Raw genomic sequence first — 19,928 nt, 5'->3', positions numbered from 1 at the left:
GGAAATCTTCGGATCGCGCACATATGCGCCCGCGCTCCGGCGGGAGCGATGGAGGCGGTACGGGGATGATCGATATCGCGCTGCGGCAGAGCCAGCCGTCAGCCGGACGGGAGCGCGGCTCCGGTCGGGCGGGAAGGGCCCCGCCGGGGCCGGCGGTTCACCAGGAGGGCAGCACCGAGCCCTTGAAGGTCTCCAGCACGAACGCCTTCACCTCCGGCGAGCGGTAGGAATCGACGAGCGTCTTCACCCACGGCTTGTCCTTGTCGACGGCCCGCACCGCGATGAGGTTCACATAGGGCCCCTTGGCGTCCTCCTTGAGGATGGGGTCCTTCACCGGGTCGAGGCCGGCGGAAACGGCATAGTTGGTGTTGATCGCGGCGGCGTCCACGTCATCGAGGGCGCGTGGCGTCTGGGCGGCCTCCAGCTCGACGAAGCGCAGCTTCTTCGGGTTTTCGACGATGTCGATCACGGTCGGCTTGAAGCCGACGTCGTCCTTCAGTCGGATCACGCCCTTGTCCTGAAGCAGCAGCAGCGAGCGCCCGCCATTGGTGGGGTCGTTCTGGATGGCGATGCTGGCGCCTTCCGGTACCTCGTCCCAGCTCTTCCATTTGCGGGAATAGACGCCGAGCGGGAAGTTCACCGTGGGCGCGACCGGCTCGATCCGGTAGCCGCGGTCGGCCTTCTGGTTGTCGAGATAGGGCTGGTTCTGGAACGAATTGGCCTCGATCTCGCCGGCGTCCAGTGCCTGGTTGGGCACGACGTAGTCGGAGAATTCAAGGATCTCGATGTCGAGCCCCTTCGCGGCGGCGACCGGCTTCACCGCTTCGAGGATCTGCGCGTGCGGGCCCGGCGTCACCGCCACGCGAATGGTCTCGGCGGAGGCCGTGCCCACGAGAACAGCAAGCGACAGGGCGACGAGGAAGGAGCGGTTGAGCATCGGAGGCCTCCGGCCGGGTGAGGGGTCAGCTGCGTCGCAGGCGCCGGTTCACCCGCCGCGCCAGCGTCTCGCCGAGCGTCTGCACCGACTGCACGAGCAGGATGAGGACGATGACGACGATGACCATCACTTCCGGCATGAAGCGCTGGTAGCCGTAGCGGATGCCGAGATCACCGAGGCCGCCGCCGCCGACCGCGCCGACCATGGCGGAGTTCGACAGCAGGCTGACGATGGCCAGCGTGACGCCCAGCACGAGGCCGGGAAGCGCCTCGGGGATCAGCACCTTGCGCACGATCTGCAACGGCGTCGCGCCCATGGCGAGCGAGGCTTCCACCAGGCCCTGATCGACCTCGCGCACCGCCGCCTCGACGATGCGGGCGATGAAGGGCGCGGCGGCGATGGACAGCGGCACGATGGCGGCGGTGGTGCCGATGGAAGTGCCGGCGATGAGGCGGGTGAACGGAATGATGGCGACGACGAGGATGATGAACGGCGTCGAGCGCGCCGCGTTCACCACGAGGCCGAGCACGCGATTGACGGCCACCGCCTCGAACAGCTCGCCTTTGCCGCTGGTCGCCAGGAAGATGCCGAGCGGCAGGCCGACCAGCGTGCCGATCAGCGCCGCGACCGCGACCATGTAGAGCGTGTCGAGGGTCGAGGCGAGGATGAGGTTGGCGAGTTCAGGCGACATGGCCGATCACCTCCGTGTCGACGCCCGCCGCCTCCAGCGCCGCCGTGACCGCGCCGTTCGCCCAGGCGCCGGTGGGCACGCCCGCATAGAGCAGGGCGAAGGGGTGGGAGCCGATGCTGTCGATCTGCCCGCCGAGCAGGGCGATGTCGATGCCGAGCTCGCGGGCGATGCGGGTGACGAGCGGCTGGCTGGCGGCGTCGCCGGTCAGTGTCAGGCGCAGTACGGTCTGCGTCGCCGTGGCCGGGTCGGCGCCGAGCCGTCCCGCCAGCGCGGCGGGCACCTCGCGGCCCGGCAGGCTGCCGATGAAGGAACGGGCGGTGGTCGTGCGCGGATGGGCGAAGACTTCGCTGACCGGCCCTTCCTCGATGATGCTGCCGGCCTCGATGACGCCGACGCGGTGGCAGATTTCCTTGATCACCGTCATCTCGTGGGTGATCAGCACGATGGTGACGCCCAGCTCGGCGTTCACGCGGGCGAGCAGGCTCAGAATGGAGCGGGTGGTCTCGGGGTCGAGCGCGCTCGTCGCCTCGTCGGAGAGCAGCACCTTCGGGTCGGTGGCAAGGGCGCGGGCGATGCCGACGCGCTGTTTCTGGCCGCCGGAGAGCTCGACCGGGTAGCGGTCCTTCTTGTCGGAGAGCCCGACGAGATCGAGCAGGCCCAGCACCTTCTCGCGGATGGCGGTGCGAGAGAGGCCGACCAGCTCCAGCGGCAGTGCCACATTGTCGAAGGCGGTGCGCGAGGACAGCAGGTTGAAGTGCTGGAAGATCATGCCGATCTTGCGCCGCTCGCCGCGCAGCGCGCGCTCGTCCAGCCGGTTGATCGTCACGCCGTCGACGATGACGTCGCCGCTGCTCGGCCGCTCCAGGCCGTTGATGGTGCGGATCAGGGTCGACTTGCCGGCGCCCGAGCGTCCGATCACGCCGTAGATTTCACCGCGCGGAATAGCGAGTGAGATGTCCTTCAGCGCCGCGACGGCGGGATCGTTGCCGCGGGCGGAGAAGGTCTTGGAGACACGGTCGAGCACGATGGCCGCGCCTCTCCCCTCGCGCCCGCTTTCTGCCCGCCGGTCCGATCCGGCGGCCGTGCCGGCCGTCGTTCCGTGGGGGATCGGATGCGGGGAACCCGGCGCGAGATCGCGCCGGAGTACGGGTGGAAACGGGGAGGCGGCAGCGTCCTGAAGCATGGCGGGTGTGATACGGCCCTCAGGCGGCACGCGCCAGACCCGGCGCGGAGGCGCGGGCGGCAATGCGCCGGCGCTCGCGGTCGAGCCGGGCCCGCACCGTGCCGGCGGTCAGGCCGTCGCGGCGCAGGATCAGGCCGACGAGCGGGTCGGCGAGGATTTCGTCGAGGGTGGGTTCATAGGCGGTGGAGGACGCATCGGCGCCCGGCTGTGTCACGGAGGTCATGGCAGATATCCCAATGACCGGAGGCCTCGCGGGCATCCGGCAGTCTCGGCTAAGGGGCGGAGAAAGGGCCTCAGGCCCGTTTGGGACGTCGACAACACATGGTCATGGCTCAGCTCCTCAGCTCGTTGCCCGACCACGAAGTCGCTCCGTGGCGCTTTAGCGTTGGTGTCGCGGTGCAAGCTGCCGGGTGTCAAATCCCGCGATCCAGCGACACGGGTGCCTCCGGATCAGCGACATATAGCAGGTCGGCGTCAGAAGTCAATCAAGATAGTAGATTATTGCACGGCCGGCACGTGCACAATCTGTGCTCATTGCGCATAACAAATATGCATGTCTAGTATTCCATAAAGTCACTAGATAATTTCGCCGGCTCCCGCCTTGCTGGGGCAATCGGCGCCGTGCGCCTTCGTGATTCAGGAGTAGAACCCATGACCGCCCTGTCCAACCGCTGGCTCGGCGCCGCCCTCGGCGCGGTGCTGGCCGCCGCGGCCTTCTTTCCCGCCCACGCCGCCGACAAGATCAAGCTCGGCGTCATCGGCGGCGACGAGGAGGAACTCGCCGAGGTGGTGAAGAAGGTCGCCGCCAAGGATGGCCTCGACATCGAGATCGTCGCCTTCTCCGACTACACGCTGCCCAACGAGGCGCTCTCGCGCGGCGATCTCGACGCCAACGCCTTCCAGCACAAACCCTATCTCGATTCGCAGATCGCCAATCGCGGCTACAAGATCGTGCCGGCGGGCTTCACCATCGTCGAGCCGATCGGCTTCTATTCAGTGAAGTTCAAGGATTTCAAATCCCTGCCCGAGGGCGCCCAGATCGGCATCCCGAACGATCCGTCGAATGGCGGGCGCGCGCTGAATCTGCTGGCGGACAACGGCCTCATCAAGCTGGCGCCCGGCAAGGGCCTGCTGCCGACCGTTCTCGACGTCACCGAGAACCCGAAGAAGGTGAAGTTCCACGAGCTCGACGCCGCGCTGCTGCCCAAGCAGCTTCCCGACCTCGACGGCGCGGTGATCAACACCAACTACGCGCTCGCCGCCAAGCTGGACCCGCGCAAGGACGCGCTGGTGCAGGAGAGCCGGACCAACAATCCCTACGGCAATTTCGTCGCCGTGCGCGCCGGCGAGGAGAGCAAGCCGGTCATCGTCAAGCTGGTGAAGGCGTACCAGTCCGACGCGGTGAAGGACTTCCTCGACACCCGCTTCAAGGGCGCCATCCTTCCCGCCTGGTGAGGTCTGGAGTGAGCTTCAAGGGTTATTGTCTATTTTTTATATAGACTATTGACACGATGCATTACCCAAGGTGAAGTTTCTCCTCCTTTTCATCACGCCGCCCGCTCCGGCGGGCGGCTTTAAGGCGGGGATTCTCTCATGTCATCGAGCCGTATCAGCGGCATCTTCGTCCGTGGCCGCCGGTCGTTCGCCGCGCTGACCATCGCGGGTCTGGCGGTGGCGGGCGTGGCCTTCGCGGCGCCGGCGGCGGCCCAGGAGGGGCCGCTCGTCGATGCCGGGTGGCTTTCCGAAAACCTCGAGAACCCCAAGGTGCGGGTCTTCGAGGTGAGCGTCGATCCCGGCGTCTACGAGCGCGGGCACATTCCCGGCGCCGTCAACATCAGCTGGCACACCGATCTCGTCGATCCGGTGAAGCGCGACATCGTCAGCCCGGCGAAATTCGAGGAACTGCTGGAAAAGGCCGGCGTCACCAAGGACACCACCATCGTCCTCTACGGCGACAACAACAACTGGTTCGCGGCCTGGGGCGCCTGGGTGTTCAACCAGTATGGCCTCGGCGATCAGGTGAAGCTGCTCGACGGCGGGCGCAAGCTTTGGGAAAAGCAGGCCCTTCCGCTCGACACCAAGGCGCCGAGCTTCGCCAGGTCCGACCTCACGCTGCCGCCGGCCAAGCCGGAACTGCGCGTCCGCCTCGCCGATGTGCTGGAGACGGTCGACGGCAAGAAGAACGCGGTGATCGTCGATATCCGCTCGGCGGACGAATATTCCGGCAAGCTCTTCGCGCCGGAAGGCTCGAAGGAGCTGTCCATCCGCGCCGGCCACGTGCCGGGCGCGAAGAACGTGACGTGGTCGAAGGCGGTCGATCCCGAGACCGGCAAGTTCAAGTCGAAGGAAGAGCTCAGGAAGCTCTATGCCGACGCGGGCGTCGATGGCTCGAAGCCGGTCATCGTCTATTGCCGCATCGGCGAGCGCTCCAGCCACACCTGGTACGCGCTCTCGCGCATCCTCGGCTACGAGGTGAAGAACTATGACGGCTCGTGGACCGAGTACGGCAACTCGGTCGGCGTGCCGGTGGTGAATCTTGCCGGCACGGTGTGGCAGGGCAAGTAACGGCGACGCCGCCGAACCGGGGGCTCGGGCGGCGCACCCGGGCGGCGTCGACGGAGCGGGCAGGCGGCGCGCGGGCGCGGCGTGCCTGATCTCCAAGTGCCTGACGTGCATATGCCTGACGTGCATATGCCTGTTCGTGCGTATTCCCTCCATCTCCTTTCGGCGCGGGACCGGTTCCCGCGCCTTTTTCGTCCGCGTCGGCCGGGACGACGTCCGGTGGACGCCCGTCCGGAATTCTCCCATGCGTCCAACCGTTCTGCGTCGGTCGGCTCTCGGTCTGGCCGTGCTCATTGCCCTGGCGATCCTCGCCGGTGTGCTTCATCTGTCGGATGGCGATGCCGCCCGGCGCGGGCTGGGCCTCTCGCTGGCCTTCGGCGCGGCGTTCGGCGTGGTGCTCCAGCGCTCGCGCTTCTGCTTTTTCTGCAACACCCGCGATCTGATCGAGCAGCGTGATCCGCGCGGTGTGCTGGCGCTGCTGTTGGCGCTGGCGGTCGGCGTCGTCGGATATGCGCTGGTGATCGGCGCGTGGCTTCCGGTGCCGGCGCCCGAGCGGCTGCCGCCGGACGCGCATATCGGCCCGGTGAGCGGGGCGCTCGCGGTTGCCGCCTTCGCCTTCGGCCTCGGCATGGCGGTGTCCGGCTCCTGCATCTCGGCGCATCTCTACCGGCTGGGGGAGGGCTCGCCGACGGCACCCTTCGCGCTCGCCGGCACGGTGGCCGGCTTCGCGGCGGGGTTTCTCACCTGGAACCCGCTCTATCTCACGGTGATCTCCGAGGCGCCCGTAGTCTGGCTGCCGCACCATCTCGGCTATGCCGGCACGCTGGCGGCGAGCCTCGCGGCGCTGGCCCTGCTCGCGGCACTGAGTCTCTGGCGGGCACGGCCGCCAGTGTCCATTGCGGTGCACGGGAGCACGGGTCTCGCCGCGCTCGCCCACGCGGTCTTCGTCGCGCGCTGGCCGGCGGCGGTCGCCGGGCTGGCGGTGGGGGCGATCTCGGCGGCGAGCTATCTGCGCGTCGGCCCGCTCGGGGTGACGGCGGAGATCGGCAGCCTCGCCCGCAGCGCGGCGAGTGGCTGGGGCATCCTGCCGGAGACGCTGCACGGGCTGGACGGCTTCCGCGGCTGCGCGACGGTGATCAAGCAGGCGCTGCTCTCCGAGAACGGGCTGTTCGTGCTCGGGCTCGTCGGGGCGAGCTTCGCTTCCGCGCTGGTCGCGGGACAGTTCACGCCGCGCCGGCCGCGCGGACGCGATATCGTGGCCGGTCTCGCCGGCGGGCTGCTGATGGGATGGGGCGCGATGACGGCGCTCGGCTGCACGGTCGGGGTGCTGCTGTCCGGCATCCATGCCGGGGCGCTGTCGGGATGGGTCTTCCTAGCCGCCGCCTTCGTCGGGCTGCTCGCGGGACTGCCGCTGCGCCGGCGGCTGGCGCCGGGCTGAAATGCCGCGCCGGCAGCCACGCGCAGGCGCGGCCGCCGGGAGCCTTCATGAAGATCAGGGCCTGCGCCAGACCCCTGTCTCTGGAGTTGCCTCAGGACTTGGCGTTGGGCGAGGGGCCGAAGAAGTTGATCTTGTAGTGGTCGCGGTACTCCGCCGTCACCGCCTCCCACTCGCCATTGGTCTTCGCGTCGAGATAGGCCTTCGGATAGGTCCAGCCGTCCGGCTTGGGAATGCCGGCCCATTCCTGGTCGATGTCGAGCGGGAAGATTTCGGCCTGGGGATCCCAGTCGGTAGGGTGCAGAACCTTGGAGAGCCGGCGGTAGTCGAAGGGCTCGACCCCGTCATTGTCGACATAGCGCTTCAGGTAGACGTCGACATTGTCGCGCGTGGTGGTGACGGAGCGCCAGTAGAGCAGGCGCTCGGCGGCGCGGGGCTTCCATCCATGCGTGACGTCGTAGAGCCGGGCGGTGAAGAAGGCGCCGAAATAGGCCGGGCTGTTCGCGCTGGTGGCGAGCTGCGTGCCCTGGACGATTGCCCGCGCGCCCTCGCTCGTGCCGTCGGCGCCGACCACGAGCACATCCTTGCCGGGCTGCAGCCCGGCGCTGCGCAGGGCCGCGATCACCCCCTGCGCCACGTCGTCGTTCTGCGCCACGACGCCGACGATGTTCTTGTGCCGGGCCAGCAGGTCCTCGGTCACCTTGAGCGAGTCCTCGCGGTTGAAATTGCCGGGGAGCTGGCCGACCAGCCTGGTCTTCGGGAAGTCCTTGAAGGCGTCGTCGCGTCCGCGGCTGCGCACCGTGTCGGTGGAGAAGCCCGGCACGCCGGTGACGGCGACGATGTCGCCGCCGCCGAAATTACTGGTGACGGTTTCCAGCAGCTTGGCGGTGACGCCGCGATGGGCCGAGAACTCCTCGGGCACGGCGTAGAGCGTGTAATAGTCGCTGGCGTCGAACGGCGTGAACCACGGCAGCGTGGCCCAGACATTGGCGAAATACACCTGATTGTCCTGCGAGAGCTGGGCGATGCGCTTGAGCGCGCTGCCGTCCGAGGCATGCAGGATGATGCCGCCGGAGCCGATGGTCGCCTGCTGCTCGAACTGGTTGAGCTGGCGCTGGCTGTCGAATTGCCCGTCGAGGAAGGTGTAGCCGAGGCCCAGCGCCTTGCTGGCGGCCTCGATCACCTTGCTCGCCTGGATCATGTACTCGACGCGCGAGGTCCAGGCGAGATAGGCCAGCTTGCCGTCCGGCGACGCCACGGCGACCGACGGCAGCCCGGCGATGCCGGCCGTGGCGCCGGCGATGGCTCCCGCCGAGGCGAGGGCCAGGAAGTCGCGCCGCGAGACACCGTGGGTGCCGAGGCGTTCGAGGTGTTCATCGACCACCTTCCTGTTTTCGAAATCGGGAAACCGCGTGGGATCTATCGACCGGGACATTTCACTCCACCTTGCTCAGATATACATATAGTCTATCGTATAAATAGATAATTTAGGGAGCAAGCGGAATGTAACGATGGCGCCGGAGATCGGACGAACGTGCGAAATAGAGGGAGCCCGTTACCGGCGGCGCTCTGCGTGATTTCAGCGCTTCGCTGCAAGCACGGCATCGGCGACCTCGACGAAGCCGTCCCTGCCCGGTCCGCGCGTGATCCATCGGGGCGCCTTCGGAATCTCGGCGAGATAGTTTCGCACCGTGCTGACGCCGAAGCTGTGCTCGAAAAAGCTGAACATCGGCGCATCGTTCGTCGAATCGCCGACATAGGCCACCGCCCGGCGGTCGGCCTCGATGGAAAGGCCGTAGCGGCTTTCCAGAAACCGGCGGGCCGCAGCCAGCTCGTCGTAGCCGCCGAGCCAGCCGAGCACCCAGAGATTGTTCACGGTGACGCCCGCTCCCTCCCGGCGGAGGAGGTCGACGATGTCTGCGCGCTGCTGCGGGTCGTCCGGCTGGGCGAAGGCGATGCTGGTCAGCCGGAAAGGCTGGTCCTCGGCGAAGCGCGCCGCCGGCAGCGCCGCCTGCAAGCGCGCGGCGATCCGCTCCAGTTCCCGCGTTACCCGTCGGCGCTCCTCGGGCGGGTGCCAGAAATGGCGGTCGAGACCGTGGCCATTTTCGTCCCGCTGGAAGAAAAAGCCGCCATTCTCGCCGATGACGCCGTCCACCGGCCACATCCTCGCCATCTGGTCGCACCAGCCGGCGGGCGCCGCCGTCACCGGGATCACCTTCACCCCCGCCGCCTGAAGCCGTTCGAGCGCGGCATAGGTCCGCGCGCTCAGGCGGCCGTGGAAGGTGAGCGTCTCGTCCATGTCCGTCAGCACGAAGCCGACCTCGGCAAACTCTCCGGCTCCGGCGCTGTCGATGGGCCGCATGTCCGTCTTTCCTTCCCCCATGATTGGACGCGGGAAGCTACACCCGGCCGATCCGCCACGACTGGGGCGGGAGCGTGCCGTTCACCGCGAAGTCGCCGACGATGCGGTCCTTGTAGATACGCGGATTGTGCGAGGCGAGGGTGCGGGCATTGCGCCAGTGCCGGTCGAGCCCGGCGCTGCGCAGCGTCGCCGAGGCGCCGAGCGCGTCGAACAGCACGGTTGTGGCGTTGAAGACGAGGTCGGTGATCACGCTGACGGACTGGGCGGATTCGAGCTCGGCGACGGCCAGCGCGGCCGGATCGAGCGTGGCCTTCCCGTCGCCGGAGTTCGCTGCCCGCTCCACCGCCTCCGCCACCTTGATGACGATGGCTCCCGCCGCATAGGCGGCGCCACGAACGCGTCCGACCACCTGCAGCACCTGTGGGTCGAGCCGGGGCAGGGGGCCGGCGGCGTGGGAGTAGCTGCGCTGGCGCCGGGCGACGGCCTCGGCGACGTCGCGCGCCGCCGCCCGCGCGATGCCGGCCAGCGTCGACAGGTGGACGAGTTGGTAGAAAGGCAGCGTGTAGCCAAAGATCGAGGCGTCCTCGACCAGATCGGCATCCTGCACGTCCACCTCGTCGAAGAGCGCGGTGCCGCTCGCGGTCAGCGTCTGGCCGAAGCCGTCCCAGTCGTCCACCACCTGCACGCCGGGCGCGTCGCGGCGCACCACCGCCGTCACCGAGCCGCCATCCTCGGCGCGGGTGGTGGCGACGTGGATCCATTCCGCATAGAGCGAACCGGTCGTGTAGAACTTGCGGCCGGCGATCCGCCAATGGTCCTCGCGACGGCGCAGCGTCGTCTCGAACGCCGCCTGGGCCGCGTCTCCCGCTTCGCTGCGGGCGCTGCCGGCGGTCTCGCCGCGCGCCAGACGCGGCAGCCATATCTCGCGCCGCCCCGGCACGTCGGTGTGGAGGATCTCCTCGACGAAGCCGAAATGCGCCCGCAGCGCCTGCGTGAGGTTGGAATCGGCGGCGGAGAGCTCGATCAGCAGGTTGAAGAATTCCGGCAGGCTCGCGTCCGCGCCGCCTTCGGCCTCCGGCAGGCGCACGGCGGTGAAGCCGGCTTCCTTCAGCCAGCCGATCTCGGCATGGGGCAGCGTGCGGCTGCGCTCGCGCTCGACCGCATTTGCCCGGATGCGCTCGAAGAGCGGGCGGAACCGCGCCGCCAGGGTCTCGTAGCGCGGGCTCGGTCCGGCGCCCCAGGCCTGTTCGATCTGCGTCGCTGTCATCGTGTCATCTCTCATGTGATCGGGGTCAGGCCGTCCGCCGGGCCGGCTCGACGCCGAAGCGGAAGGCGGCCGCGGGATGGGTTGCGGGAAGGCGCGGGCCGTTGCCGAAGAGCTTTTCGCGGAAGGTGCCGGGCGCGTAGCGTGCCGGATGGCGCCCGCGCCGCTCTAGCTCCGGCACGACCAGCTCGACGAAGTCGCGGAAGCCGCCATCCATCACCGCGTAGGAGAGATTGAAGCCGTCGATGCCGGTCGCGACGATCCAGTCCTCGAGCTCGTCGGCGACCGCTGCGGGCGTGCCGGTGGTGACGGGGCTCAGCCCGCCTATGCCGCACCAGGCGGCGATCTCGCGGATGGTCCAGACCCGGCCGGGATCGGCGGCGCTCATGGCCTCCACCGCCGACTGGATGGCGTTGCTTTCCACATGCTCGAACGGATCGTCCAGCCGGTAGCGGCTGAGATCGACGCCGATCCAGCCCGACATCATGGCGAGGGCGCCTTCCTCCGAGGCGTAGCGTGCGTAGTCGGCCCGCTTGTCCTCGGCTTCGGCCGCGGTCGGCGCGGTGATGACGGTGTGCTCGGCGACGATGGGCACGCTGGCGGGATCGCGCCCGGCTTCCGCGAGTGCTGCCCGCAGATGGTCGACGGTTCTCTTGAGCGCGACCCTCGACGGGGCGCCGACGAAGATGCATTCGGCGTGGCGCGCCGCGAAGGCCCGCCCGCGCCGCGACGCGCCGGCCTGGTAGAGCACGGGCGTGCGCTGGGGCGAGGGCTCGGCCAGATGTGGGCCGGCGACGTCGAAATGCGCGCCGTGGTGGTCGATGGGGCGGATGCGCGAGGGATCGGCATAGAGGCCGCCATGCTTGTCCCGGCGCACCGCGTCGTCGGCCCAGGAGCCCTCCCACAGCTTGTAGCAGACCTCGAGATACTCCTCGGCGCGCTCGTAGCGCGCGTCGTGCGGAAGCTGCTCGGGGCGGCCGAAATTGCGCGCGGCGCTGTCGAGGGCGGAGGTGACGATGTTCCAGCCGATCCGCCCGCCGGTGAGGTGGTCGAGGGTGGAGAAGCGGCGGGCGAGGCTGAAGGGATGCTCGTAGCTCACCGAGCAGGTGACGCCGAAGGAAAGGTGCCGGGTGGCGGCGGCCATCGCCGGCACCAGCAGCAGGGGATCGTTGACCGGAGCGTGCAACCCGTGCCGGAAGGCCGGTGCCATCGAGCCGCCGAACGCCTCGTAGGTGCCGAGCGTGTCCGCGAGGAACATGGCGGAGAAGCGGCCCCGCTCCAGCAGTTGCGCGAGCCCGATCCAGTGGTCGAGGCGCGTATAGGCGGTGGAGCTGTCGTCGGGATGGCGCCAGAGCCCGGGCGACAGATGGCTCGGCGTGTTCATCACGAAGGCGTTGAGGAGGATCGGTCTGGACACAGTGGAGCGCCTTCAGGCCGTGTCGCGGCGGCCGGTGAAGGCGAGCAGCAGGGCGAGGAAGATGAGCAGCCCGCTGCCGACCTGCTGCCAGTAGAAGTTCCAGCCGATCAGCAGGAGCCCGTTGGAGACGAAGCCGAGCAGCAGCACGCCGAGCAGGGTGCCGGGGATGTTGGCGCGCCGCGTGCGGCTGAGCGAGGTGCCGATGAAGGCGGCGCCGATGCTGTTGAGCAGGTACGCGTTGCCCGAATAGGGCACGTAGGCGTTGACGTTGGCCGAGATGAGGATGCCGGCGATCGAGGCGATGGCCGCGCTGGCGATGTAGATGAAGGCCAGCACCGAGCGCACCGGCAGGCCGGAATAGAGCGCCACCTGCGGCTCGGTTCCCACCGCCAGAACCTCCCGGCCGAAGCGCGACTTCGCCAGCAGCAGCCAGGCGCCAATGGCGAGGACCGCCACCAGCCACAGCGCCAGCGGTACGCCGAGGACCGAGCCGTGGCCGATGAAGGCGAGCGCCGGCGGGATACTTCCGGTTGGCACATAGACCGGATTGCCGCCATCGGTCGTGAGCTGCTGCAGGCTGTGGCCGATGAACAGCGTGCCCAGTGTCGCCAGGAAGGGCGTGATCGACAGACCGGCGATCAGCAGCGCGTTGAACAGTCCCGTGCCGACGCCGGCCAGCACGCCGATGAGGGCGGCGATCCAGACCGGCTGGCCGGCGATGATGGTGGAGACGAAGGCGAGGCTGCCGAGATCCACCGCCGTGCCGACGGAAAGGTCCGTGCCGCCCGAGGCGACGGTCAGCGTCATGGCGATGGAGACGATCGCCGCCAGCGCGACATTGTTCACCAGCACGCCGACGATGTTGGAGAGCGTGAGGAAGCCCGGCGCCAGCAGGGAGAACACCACCAGCACGAGCGCGAGCGCCAGCGGTACGCCGAAGCGCAGCAGGTCCGGCGCGGCGGTGCGCCGGCTGTCGAGGATATCGAGGCTCATGGGCGCGCTCCCCGCTGGGCGAGACCGGAGGTGACGCCGACGACGGCGAGGATCAGCGCGCCCTCGATGCCGTTCACCCAGTAGGACGAGACGTGCAGGAGCTGGAAACCGTTGGCGAGGGCGCCGAGGAACACCGCCGCCAGCAGCGTTCCCGTCACGCTCGGCACCAGCCGGCGCGAGAACATCCGGCCGAGGAAGGCGGTCGCGATGACCGGCAGCAGCATGTCGGCGGAGCCGGAGGTCGCGGCGTTGAGGAAGGCGACGGAGAGGATGCCCGCCACCCCGCCCAACAGGCCGGCGACGATGTACGAGCCGGCGACATAGCGGTTGAGGGCGATGCCCGCCGCCCGTGCGGCCTCGGGGTGGCCGCCCACCGCATAGGCCCGCAGCCCGACCGGCGTGAAGCGCAGGGTGACGGCGAGGACCAGCCACGCCGCGACGAGGACCAGCCCGATGACCGGCAGGTCGAACGGCCCGGCGAGGTTCAGCGCGTCGATCAGCGGCGAGGCGGCGGGAACGGTGGTGTTTTCGGTGAGCACCAGCTCCAGCCCGGCGCAGATGTTCATCACCGCCAGCGTCGCCAGCAGGGGCAGGATGCGCAGCCACGTCACCGACAGCGCGTTCAGCGCGCCGACCGCGAGGCCGGTGGCGAGCGTCGCGGCGACGCAGGCCGCATCCCCGTAGCCTGCCTGGTTGAGCGTTGCGAAGACCGCGGCGGCGAGCCCGAGCGTGCCGGCCAGCGACAGGTCGATGCCGCCGCGGATTACGTCCGAGCCGCCGGTGATCAGCACCAGCGTCAGTCCGAGGCCGAGAATGCCGAGCACGGCGGATTGCGAGAGGATGAGCCCGATATTGCCGGGCGTCAGGAACGAGGGAACGCGCACCGCGAAGAAGGCGACCACGGCGAGCAGGGCCAGCAGGCCGGCGAAGCGCAGCAGGCCGGCGAGCGCGCCGCGCGACAGCCCCGGGGCCGACGCAGCCGCTTCCGGCGGAGGGGCCTGCCTGCCCGCGCGGGGCAAATGGAGCGCCTGCGAGGCGGCGAGCGAGGATTCGAACGAGGATTCAAGCGACATGGGCGGTGCCTTCCGCTCGGGTGCCGGAGACGGAGGCGGCCAGCAGCTGTGCGCTCGTCGTCTCCGACGGGATGTGCTCGGAGACGGGTTCGCCGCGATACATCACCAGGATGCGGTCGCTGACGCCGAGCAGTTCGTCGAGATCAGCGGAGAGCAGCAGGATGGCCGCGCCCTGTTCGGCGAGGCGGGCGATCAGCCGGTAGATCTCCGCCTTGGCGGCGACGTCGACGCCGACTGTCGGCTCGTCCAGCACATAGATGCGGGACTGGCGCGCCAGCCATTTGGCGATCACCACCTTCTGCTGGTTGCCCCCGCTCAGCGTCCGCACGGCAGCCTCCGGCCCGGAGGTCTTGATCTTCAGCTCGTCGATCAGCTGCGAGACGCGAAGACGCTCGCGGGCGCGGTCGATGAAGCCGAAGCGGCTGAAGGCCGGAAGGCTGGCGAGCGTCGTGTTCTCCCGCACGCCGAGCGCGAGCGCGACGCCCTGCGCGCGGCGATCCTCCGGCACCATGGCGATGGCCTGACGGACGGCCGCGCCGGGACTGCCGAGCCGCACCGGCCGGCCGTCGACCTCGATCCGCCCGGCCCTTGCGGGCGAGAGGCCGAACAGGCTGCGCACCAGCTCCTTGGTGCCGGAGCCGAGCAGGCCGGTCAGGCCCAGAACCTCGCCCTGGTGCAGGGTGAAGGACACGTCGCGGAAGGCCGGCGGCGCGGCAAGGCGGGAGACGCTCAGCGCCTGCGCCCCGGGCGTCGCATTGTGTCGGGGGAACAGGTCCTTCACGTCGCGGTCGACCATCAGCCGGGTGATCTCCGCGGTGCCGGTCGTGCGCGGGTCGACATGGGCGACGTCCCGCCCGTTGCGCATCACCGTCACCGCGTCGCAGATGCGCTCGATCTCGGCGAGATAGTGCGAGATGTAGATGCTGGTCAGGCCGTGCGCCTTGAGCTGGCCGATGGCGTCGAACAGATGGTCCACCTCACGCCGGGAAAGCGAGGCGGTGGGTTCGTCGAAGACGATGATCTTCGGGTCGGCGAGCAGGGCGCGGGTGATCTGGATGATCTGCTGCTGCGCCGTCGTCAGGTCCTGGATCAGCGCCCCCTTCGGCAGTGATATGCCGAAGAAGCGATCCAGCAGCCCGGCGGCGCGACGCTCCAGCCGGCCGCGCCACAGCCCGTGGCGCGAGCCCAGCCTTTCCTGGCCGAGAAACAGCGCCTCGCCCACCGTCGCGGTGGGCACCAGCAGCCGGTCCTGATGGATGAAGGCGATGCCGAGCTCTTCGGCGCGCCGCGGGGTGAGAGGGCCGAGGGGCGTGCCGCCGACCTCGATGTCGCCGGCGTCGGGCGCGACCAGTCCGGCGAGGACCTTGATCAGCGTCGACTTGCCGGCGCCGTTCTGGCCGACGAGCCCGTGCACCGTTCCCGGCGCGACGGTGAGCGAGGCGCCATCGAGCGCCCGGGTGGGGCCGAATGTCTTGACCAGCCCGCGCATGGCGAGGGTAGGAGCGAGAATTGTCATCATGCTGCCCGGTGGCCGAAGGCGTTGCCGCCTCCGGCTCCATGCGCCTCGGAGCGAGGCGGCTGCCTCAGACCTGGCCGAGCTGCTTCTGCACGTCGGCGGCGTTCTTCTTGTTGGCGACGATCGCCGGCAGGAAGGTCTGCGACGGCAGGGAGGTGTCGCCGTTCAGATAGCGGGCGACGTTGAGCACGGCGGTGCGCCCGATCAACGAGGGCTGCTGGGCCGCCACCGCGCTGGCCGGCGCTTTCGGGTCCTTCACCAGCGCCAGCACTTCCGGCGTGCCGTCGACGCCATAGGTCAGGATCTCGGTGCGGCCGGCGGCGATCAGCGCCTGCGTCGCGCCGAGCTGGGGGATGTCCCAGGCCGACCAGATGGCCGAGATGGAACCCTTTTCCGGGTATTTGCTCAGCAGCGCGGTGATCTGCGCGTAGGCGTCCTGCACCGTATTCGGGATGACATCGCGCAGCTCCGGCTGCACGATCTTCACCTCGGGATAGTACTTCAGCACATGGCGCAGCTGGTTGTAGCGGATCTCGCAGACGGGAACGCCGGCGAAGCCGTTGAAGACGACGATGTTGCCCTTGCCGCCAATGTCCGAGACGAGCTGCAGGGCGAGCTGGGCGCCGAGCGAGAAATTGTCGGACGTCGCCGTGTTGATGACGTTGGTGGAGGGCAGGTCGACCGAGAAGACCGGGATATCGGCCTGCCGCAGCTTCTTCAGCCAGGGATCGACCACCGTGAGCGTGCCGAGCGTCTGGATCACCGCGTCCGGCTTCTGCGTCAGCAGCGTCTGGAGCTGGCTGACGATGGCCTTGTCGTTGCGTCCGCCGTCGAGCCCGATCGGCGTGCCGCCCAGCTCCTTCACCGTCTCGATCTGCGCCTGATAGGCCTTGAGATCGAAGAAATGATCGGTGCCGGCGACGCTGATGGCGATCGTCTTGCCCTTGAGCGAGGGCACGGGAGCATCCGCGGCGGCCGGCGCGGCCGCCTGCGCCAGGGCGGGGCCGCCAAGCGTGAGGGCGCCGGCTAGGGCCGCGCCCGTCTTGAGAAGCGAGCGGCGCGCGATGCGGGCGGGAGCGGAGCTTTCCATCGATTCTCAACCTGACTGGCCGTGTGGAATGGTGTTATGATCAAAATATAAAATCCATAGACTAAATCAACATAAAAGCTGCCGGCCGCGAACTGGCATTGTGCCGCCCGGCTTCCCATCTGCCGCCAGCAGTTCGCGGTGGTGGTGCTCGCCTCCCGCGCCGATCGCAGCCTCACGGGGATCATCATCGGCATGACGACACGCAAGCAGCTTCATCTCGGCGCCTTCATGCGGCCGGTGAGCCTCCACACCGGCGCCTGGCGCTATCCGGGCGCCTGGCCGGATGCCAACTTCAATCTCGGGCATATCGTCCGGCTGGCGCAGAAGCTGGAGGAGGGCAGGTTCGACGCCTTCTTCATGGCCGACCATCTCGCCGTGCTGAACATGCCGGTGGAGGCGCTCAAGCGCAGCCACACCGTGACCTCCTTCGAGCCCTTCACCCTGCTCTCGGCGCTGGCGATGGTGACGACGAGGATTGGGCTGGTGGCGACCGCCTCGACCACCTTCGAGGAGCCCTATCACCTCGCCCGTCGCTTCGCCTCGCTGGACCACATCAGCAACGGCCGGGCCGGCTGGAACATCGTCACCACCTCGAACCCCGACGCAGCGCTGAATTTCGGTCTCGACGACCATATGGAGCACGACGAGCGCTATGTCCGCGCGCGCGAGTTCTACGACGTCGTCACCGGCCTGTGGGACAGCTTCGCCGACGATGCCTTCCCGCGTGATGCGTCGTCCGGCCTCTATTTCGATCCGTCGCGGCTGCACATGCTCGACCACAAGGGCCCCTATTTCTCGGTGCGCGGGCCGCTCAACATCGCCCGTCCCGTGCAGGGCTGGCCGGTGATCGTGCAGGCGGGGGCGTCGGAACCGGGCCGCCAGCTCGCCGCCGAGACCGCCGAGGCGATCTTCGCGGCGGCGCCGGATCTCGCGACCGGCCGCGCCTTCTATGCCGACGTGAAGGGCCGGCTCGACAGGCTCGGGCGGCCGCGTGAGCACCTCAAGATCCTGCCGGGCGCCTTCGTCGTCGTGGGCGACAGCGTCGAGGAGGCACGCGCGAAGCGGGCCAGGCTCGACAGCCTCGTCCATTACGACAGCGCCATCGCCTCGCTCTCCATCGCCCTCGGCCACGACGCCTCCCGCTTCGACCCGGACGGGCCGCTGCCCGAGGTGCCGGAGACCAATGCCAGCCGCAGCGCCCGCGAGCGGGTGATCGAGATGGCCCGGCGCGAGAACCTCACCGTGCGCCAGCTCGCCCAGCGGCTCGGGGGCTATTCCGGCCTCGCCTTCGTCGGCACGGCGCAGACCATCGCCGACGAGATGGAGGAATGGCTGGAGACCGAGGGCTCGGACGGATTCAACATCACCTTCCCGTTCCTTCCCGCCGGTCTCGACGATTTCGTCGACAAGGTGGTGCCCGAGCTCCAGCGCCGCGGCATCTTCCGGCGTGAATATGAGGGCACGACGCTGCGCGAGCATCTCGGGCTGCCGCGCCCGGAGAACCGCTTCTTCCCCGCTGCGCGGGAGGCCGTTCACGGCTGAAGGTGCTAGGGATGCAGGGTCATGGATGGAGGCGAAGACGATGGCGACGGTCCGGCTGCTGAGCGACGAGGAAGCAGCGGTGAACCCGGCGGTGCAGGCGGTGTTCGACGACATCCGCGCGACCCGGAAATCCGATTTCATCAATAATTTCTGGCGCGCTCTCGCCCATGACCCGGCGGCGCTGAAGCGCACCTGGGAAAGCCTGAAGGCGATCATGGTGGCGGAGGGGCCGCTCGATCCGCTGACCCGCGAACTCATCTACATCGCCGTGTCGACGGCGAATGGCTGCTCCTACTGCGTTCACTCGCACACCGCCGCCGCCCGCGCCAAGGGGATGACCGACGACCAGCACGCCCATCTCGTGGCGATCATCGGCATGGCCGCCCAGACCAACGCGCTGGTGACGGCGCTGCAGGTGCCGGTCGACGAGGCGTTCCTCGTCGCCGGATGACAGTGCCTACTCGGCGGCGGTCGAGGCCGAAGTGGAGGCCGATTGCCGCTGCCAGCGCGGGACGTCCAGCCCCAGATGCTCGCGCAGCGTCGTGCCTTCGTACTCGGTGCGGAACAGCCCGCGCCGGCGCAGCTCGGGCAGCACCAGCGTGGCGAAGTCCGTCAGCCCGCCGGGAAGGGTGGGCGGCATGATGTTGAAGCCGTCGGCGCCGCCGTTGAGGAAGCGCTCCTCCAGCAGGTCGGCGATGTCGCCAGCCGTCCCCACCACCTGCCAGTGGCCGCGCGCGCCGGCGATGCGGCGGGCGAGCTGGCCGATGGTGAGGTTCTCCTTGCGGGCGAGGTCGAACAGCAGGTGCTGCCGGCTCTTGCCGCCATTGGTCTCGGGAAGCTCCGGCACCGGCCCGTCCGGCGGATACTGCGAGAGGTCGAAGTCGCCGATCATGGCGGAGAGCAGGTTGATGCCCACGGCCGGGTGGATCAGCTCCTGCAACTCGTCGAACTTGGCCTGTGCCTCGGCGCGGGTGCGGCCGACCACCGGGAAGATGCCGGGCATGATCTTGAGCTGGTCCTCGCGGCGCCCGTATCGGGCCAGCCGGCCCTTGAGGTCGGCATAGAAGGCCTGCGCGTCGGCCAGCGTCTGCTGGGCGGTGAAGACCACCTCGGCGGTGCGCGCGGCGAGCTCCTTGCCGGGCTCCGAGGAGCCCGCCTGCACGATCACCGTGTGGCCCTGCGGCGAGCGCGCGACATTGAGCGGCCCACGCACCGAGAAGTGCCGGCCGCGATGGTTGAGAACGCGAAGCTTCTCGTGGTCGAAATAGATGCCGCTTTCCTTGTCGCGCCGGAAGGCGTCGTCGGCGAAGCTGTTCCACAGGCCGAGAACGACGTCGATGAACTCCTCGGCACGATCGTAGCGGTGGTCGTGGCGGGGGTGGCCGGCACTGCCGAAGTTCTTCGCCTCCGCCTCGGTGTTGGAGGTGACGAGGTTCCATCCCGCCCGCCCCTCGCTGATCAGGTCGAGCGAGGCGAAGCGGCGGGCCAGCGCATAGGGCTCGCTGTAGGTGGTCGAGGCCGTGGCGACGAGGCCGATCCGCTCGGTCACGGCGGCAAGGCCCGAGAGCAGCGTCGTCGGCTCGAAATAGGCCACGCGGGCCACGCGGGTGCCGGTGTCGGCGCTGATGTCCTTCACCGCGACGACGTCATCGAGAAAGATCATGTCGAACTTCGCCGCCTCGGCCTGCCGCGCAAGCTGCGCATAGGCTCTGAAATTGGCGCCGAGGTCGGCCTGCGCGTCTTTCTGGCGCCAGGCGGCGACATGGTGGCCGGGTGCCATCATGAACAGCCCCAGCTTCATCTGCCGCGGTGTCTGGGCCTTGGGCATGGCTCTTCCTTTCGAGGACGTAGGGGCGCCGCGAG

The 19,928-nt window shown here is 68.8% G+C and carries 18 protein-coding genes; 5 read left to right on the top strand and 13 right to left on the bottom strand.

The genetic code is table 11. From position 1 onward, the window contains the following. Positions 1 to 157: 157 nt before the first annotated feature. The 4 genes from STARVERO_RS13240 to STARVERO_RS13225 all read right to left on the bottom strand — a co-directional run bounded on the left by STARVERO_RS13240 (position 158) and on the right by STARVERO_RS13225 (position 3,034). On the bottom strand, positions 158 to 937 hold the full coding sequence (locus STARVERO_RS13240) for a MetQ/NlpA family ABC transporter substrate-binding protein (protein WP_159599338.1): 780 nt from the start codon (positions 935 to 937) through the stop codon (positions 158 to 160). A gap of 25 nt (positions 938 to 962) precedes the next feature. After that, positions 963 to 1,628 carry a methionine ABC transporter permease gene (locus STARVERO_RS13235; RefSeq protein WP_159599336.1) on the bottom strand — a complete coding sequence of 222 codons (666 nt, stop codon included), beginning with the start codon at positions 1,626 to 1,628 and terminating at the stop codon, positions 963 to 965. After that, entirely contained in the window at positions 1,618 to 2,652 is a 1,035-nt protein-coding gene (locus STARVERO_RS13230; protein ID WP_244616761.1) for a methionine ABC transporter ATP-binding protein, read from the bottom strand. Before STARVERO_RS13230 ends, STARVERO_RS13235 begins: the two co-directional genes overlap by 11 nt. A gap of 178 nt (positions 2,653 to 2,830) precedes the next feature. After that, the gene (locus STARVERO_RS13225; protein ID WP_159599332.1) at positions 2,831 to 3,034 is read right to left on the bottom strand and encodes a hypothetical protein; all 204 of its coding nucleotides are present in this window, start codon (positions 3,032 to 3,034) and stop codon (positions 2,831 to 2,833) included. Between the two features lie 428 nt (positions 3,035 to 3,462). On the opposite strand from STARVERO_RS13225, the gene STARVERO_RS13220 reads away from it, so the two are divergent. The 3 genes from STARVERO_RS13220 (at position 3,463) to STARVERO_RS13210 (ending at position 6,811) form a co-directional block, all read left to right on the top strand. Beyond that, entirely contained in the window at positions 3,463 to 4,266 is an 804-nt protein-coding gene (locus tag STARVERO_RS13220; protein WP_144344500.1) for a MetQ/NlpA family ABC transporter substrate-binding protein, read from the top strand. Between the two features lie 138 nt (positions 4,267 to 4,404). Beyond that, a complete protein-coding gene (locus STARVERO_RS13215) occupies positions 4,405 to 5,376 on the top strand; it encodes a sulfurtransferase (protein ID WP_159599330.1) in 972 nt (323 codons plus the stop codon). 241 nt (positions 5,377 to 5,617) lie between these two features. Further along, positions 5,618 to 6,811, top strand: a complete 1,194-nt coding sequence (locus STARVERO_RS13210) for a YeeE/YedE family protein (RefSeq protein WP_159599328.1) — start codon at positions 5,618 to 5,620, stop codon at positions 6,809 to 6,811. Positions 6,812 to 6,902: 91 nt separating this feature from the next. Here STARVERO_RS13210 and STARVERO_RS13205 read toward each other — a convergent pair whose 3' ends face one another. From STARVERO_RS13205 to STARVERO_RS13170, 8 genes are all read right to left on the bottom strand, one after another. Continuing rightward, the gene (locus STARVERO_RS13205) at positions 6,903 to 8,192 is read right to left on the bottom strand and encodes a sugar ABC transporter substrate-binding protein (RefSeq protein WP_159599326.1); all 1,290 of its coding nucleotides are present in this window, start codon (positions 8,190 to 8,192) and stop codon (positions 6,903 to 6,905) included. 195 nt (positions 8,193 to 8,387) lie between these two features. After that, positions 8,388 to 9,170, bottom strand: coding sequence for an HAD-IIB family hydrolase (locus STARVERO_RS13200; protein WP_159599324.1), 783 nt, complete (start codon positions 9,168 to 9,170; stop codon positions 8,388 to 8,390). A 37-nt stretch (positions 9,171 to 9,207) separates the two neighbouring features. Beyond that, positions 9,208 to 10,437 carry an acyl-CoA dehydrogenase family protein gene (locus STARVERO_RS13195; RefSeq protein ID WP_159599322.1) on the bottom strand — a complete coding sequence of 410 codons (1,230 nt, stop codon included), beginning with the start codon at positions 10,435 to 10,437 and terminating at the stop codon, positions 9,208 to 9,210. Positions 10,438 to 10,462: 25 nt separating this feature from the next. Then, a complete protein-coding gene (locus STARVERO_RS13190) occupies positions 10,463 to 11,851 on the bottom strand; it encodes an LLM class flavin-dependent oxidoreductase (protein ID WP_159599320.1) in 1,389 nt (462 codons plus the stop codon). A gap of 12 nt (positions 11,852 to 11,863) precedes the next feature. Beyond that, positions 11,864 to 12,844, bottom strand: a complete 981-nt coding sequence (locus tag STARVERO_RS13185) for an ABC transporter permease (protein WP_159599318.1) — start codon at positions 12,842 to 12,844, stop codon at positions 11,864 to 11,866. Continuing rightward, complete coding sequence (locus STARVERO_RS13180) at positions 12,841 to 13,917, bottom strand: ABC transporter permease (protein ID WP_159599316.1); 1,077 nt, start codon at positions 13,915 to 13,917, stop codon at positions 12,841 to 12,843. The genes STARVERO_RS13185 and STARVERO_RS13180 overlap by 4 nt, the downstream gene beginning before the upstream one ends. Next, positions 13,907 to 15,436 (bottom strand): sugar ABC transporter ATP-binding protein, encoded by a 1,530-nt coding sequence (locus STARVERO_RS13175; protein WP_159599314.1) that lies wholly within the window; start codon positions 15,434 to 15,436, stop codon positions 13,907 to 13,909. Before STARVERO_RS13175 ends, STARVERO_RS13180 begins: the two co-directional genes overlap by 11 nt. 64 nt (positions 15,437 to 15,500) lie before the next feature. Then, entirely contained in the window at positions 15,501 to 16,523 is a 1,023-nt protein-coding gene (locus STARVERO_RS13170) for a sugar ABC transporter substrate-binding protein (RefSeq protein WP_159599312.1), read from the bottom strand. A gap of 192 nt (positions 16,524 to 16,715) precedes the next feature. Here STARVERO_RS13170 and STARVERO_RS13165 point away from each other — a divergent pair, with 192 nt between their 5' ends. After that, positions 16,716 to 18,065 carry an LLM class flavin-dependent oxidoreductase gene (locus STARVERO_RS13165; protein WP_159599310.1) on the top strand — a complete coding sequence of 450 codons (1,350 nt, stop codon included), beginning with the start codon at positions 16,716 to 16,718 and terminating at the stop codon, positions 18,063 to 18,065. A gap of 40 nt (positions 18,066 to 18,105) precedes the next feature. Beyond that, on the top strand, positions 18,106 to 18,516 hold the full coding sequence (locus tag STARVERO_RS13160; protein ID WP_159599308.1) for a carboxymuconolactone decarboxylase family protein: 411 nt from the start codon (positions 18,106 to 18,108) through the stop codon (positions 18,514 to 18,516). A gap of 6 nt (positions 18,517 to 18,522) precedes the next feature. On the opposite strand, the gene STARVERO_RS13155 is transcribed toward STARVERO_RS13160, so the two are convergent. Further along, on the bottom strand, positions 18,523 to 19,893 hold the full coding sequence (locus STARVERO_RS13155) for an LLM class flavin-dependent oxidoreductase (RefSeq protein WP_159599306.1): 1,371 nt from the start codon (positions 19,891 to 19,893) through the stop codon (positions 18,523 to 18,525). Positions 19,894 to 19,928: the final 35 nt, after the last annotated feature.

The sequence above is a fragment of the Starkeya nomas genome, from assembly GCF_902703545.1.
Classification (GTDB): domain Bacteria; phylum Pseudomonadota; class Alphaproteobacteria; order Rhizobiales; family Xanthobacteraceae; genus Ancylobacter; species Ancylobacter moscoviensis.
Note: the sequence above shows the minus strand (reverse complement) of the source record. Positions and strands in the feature narration are given on the sequence as shown.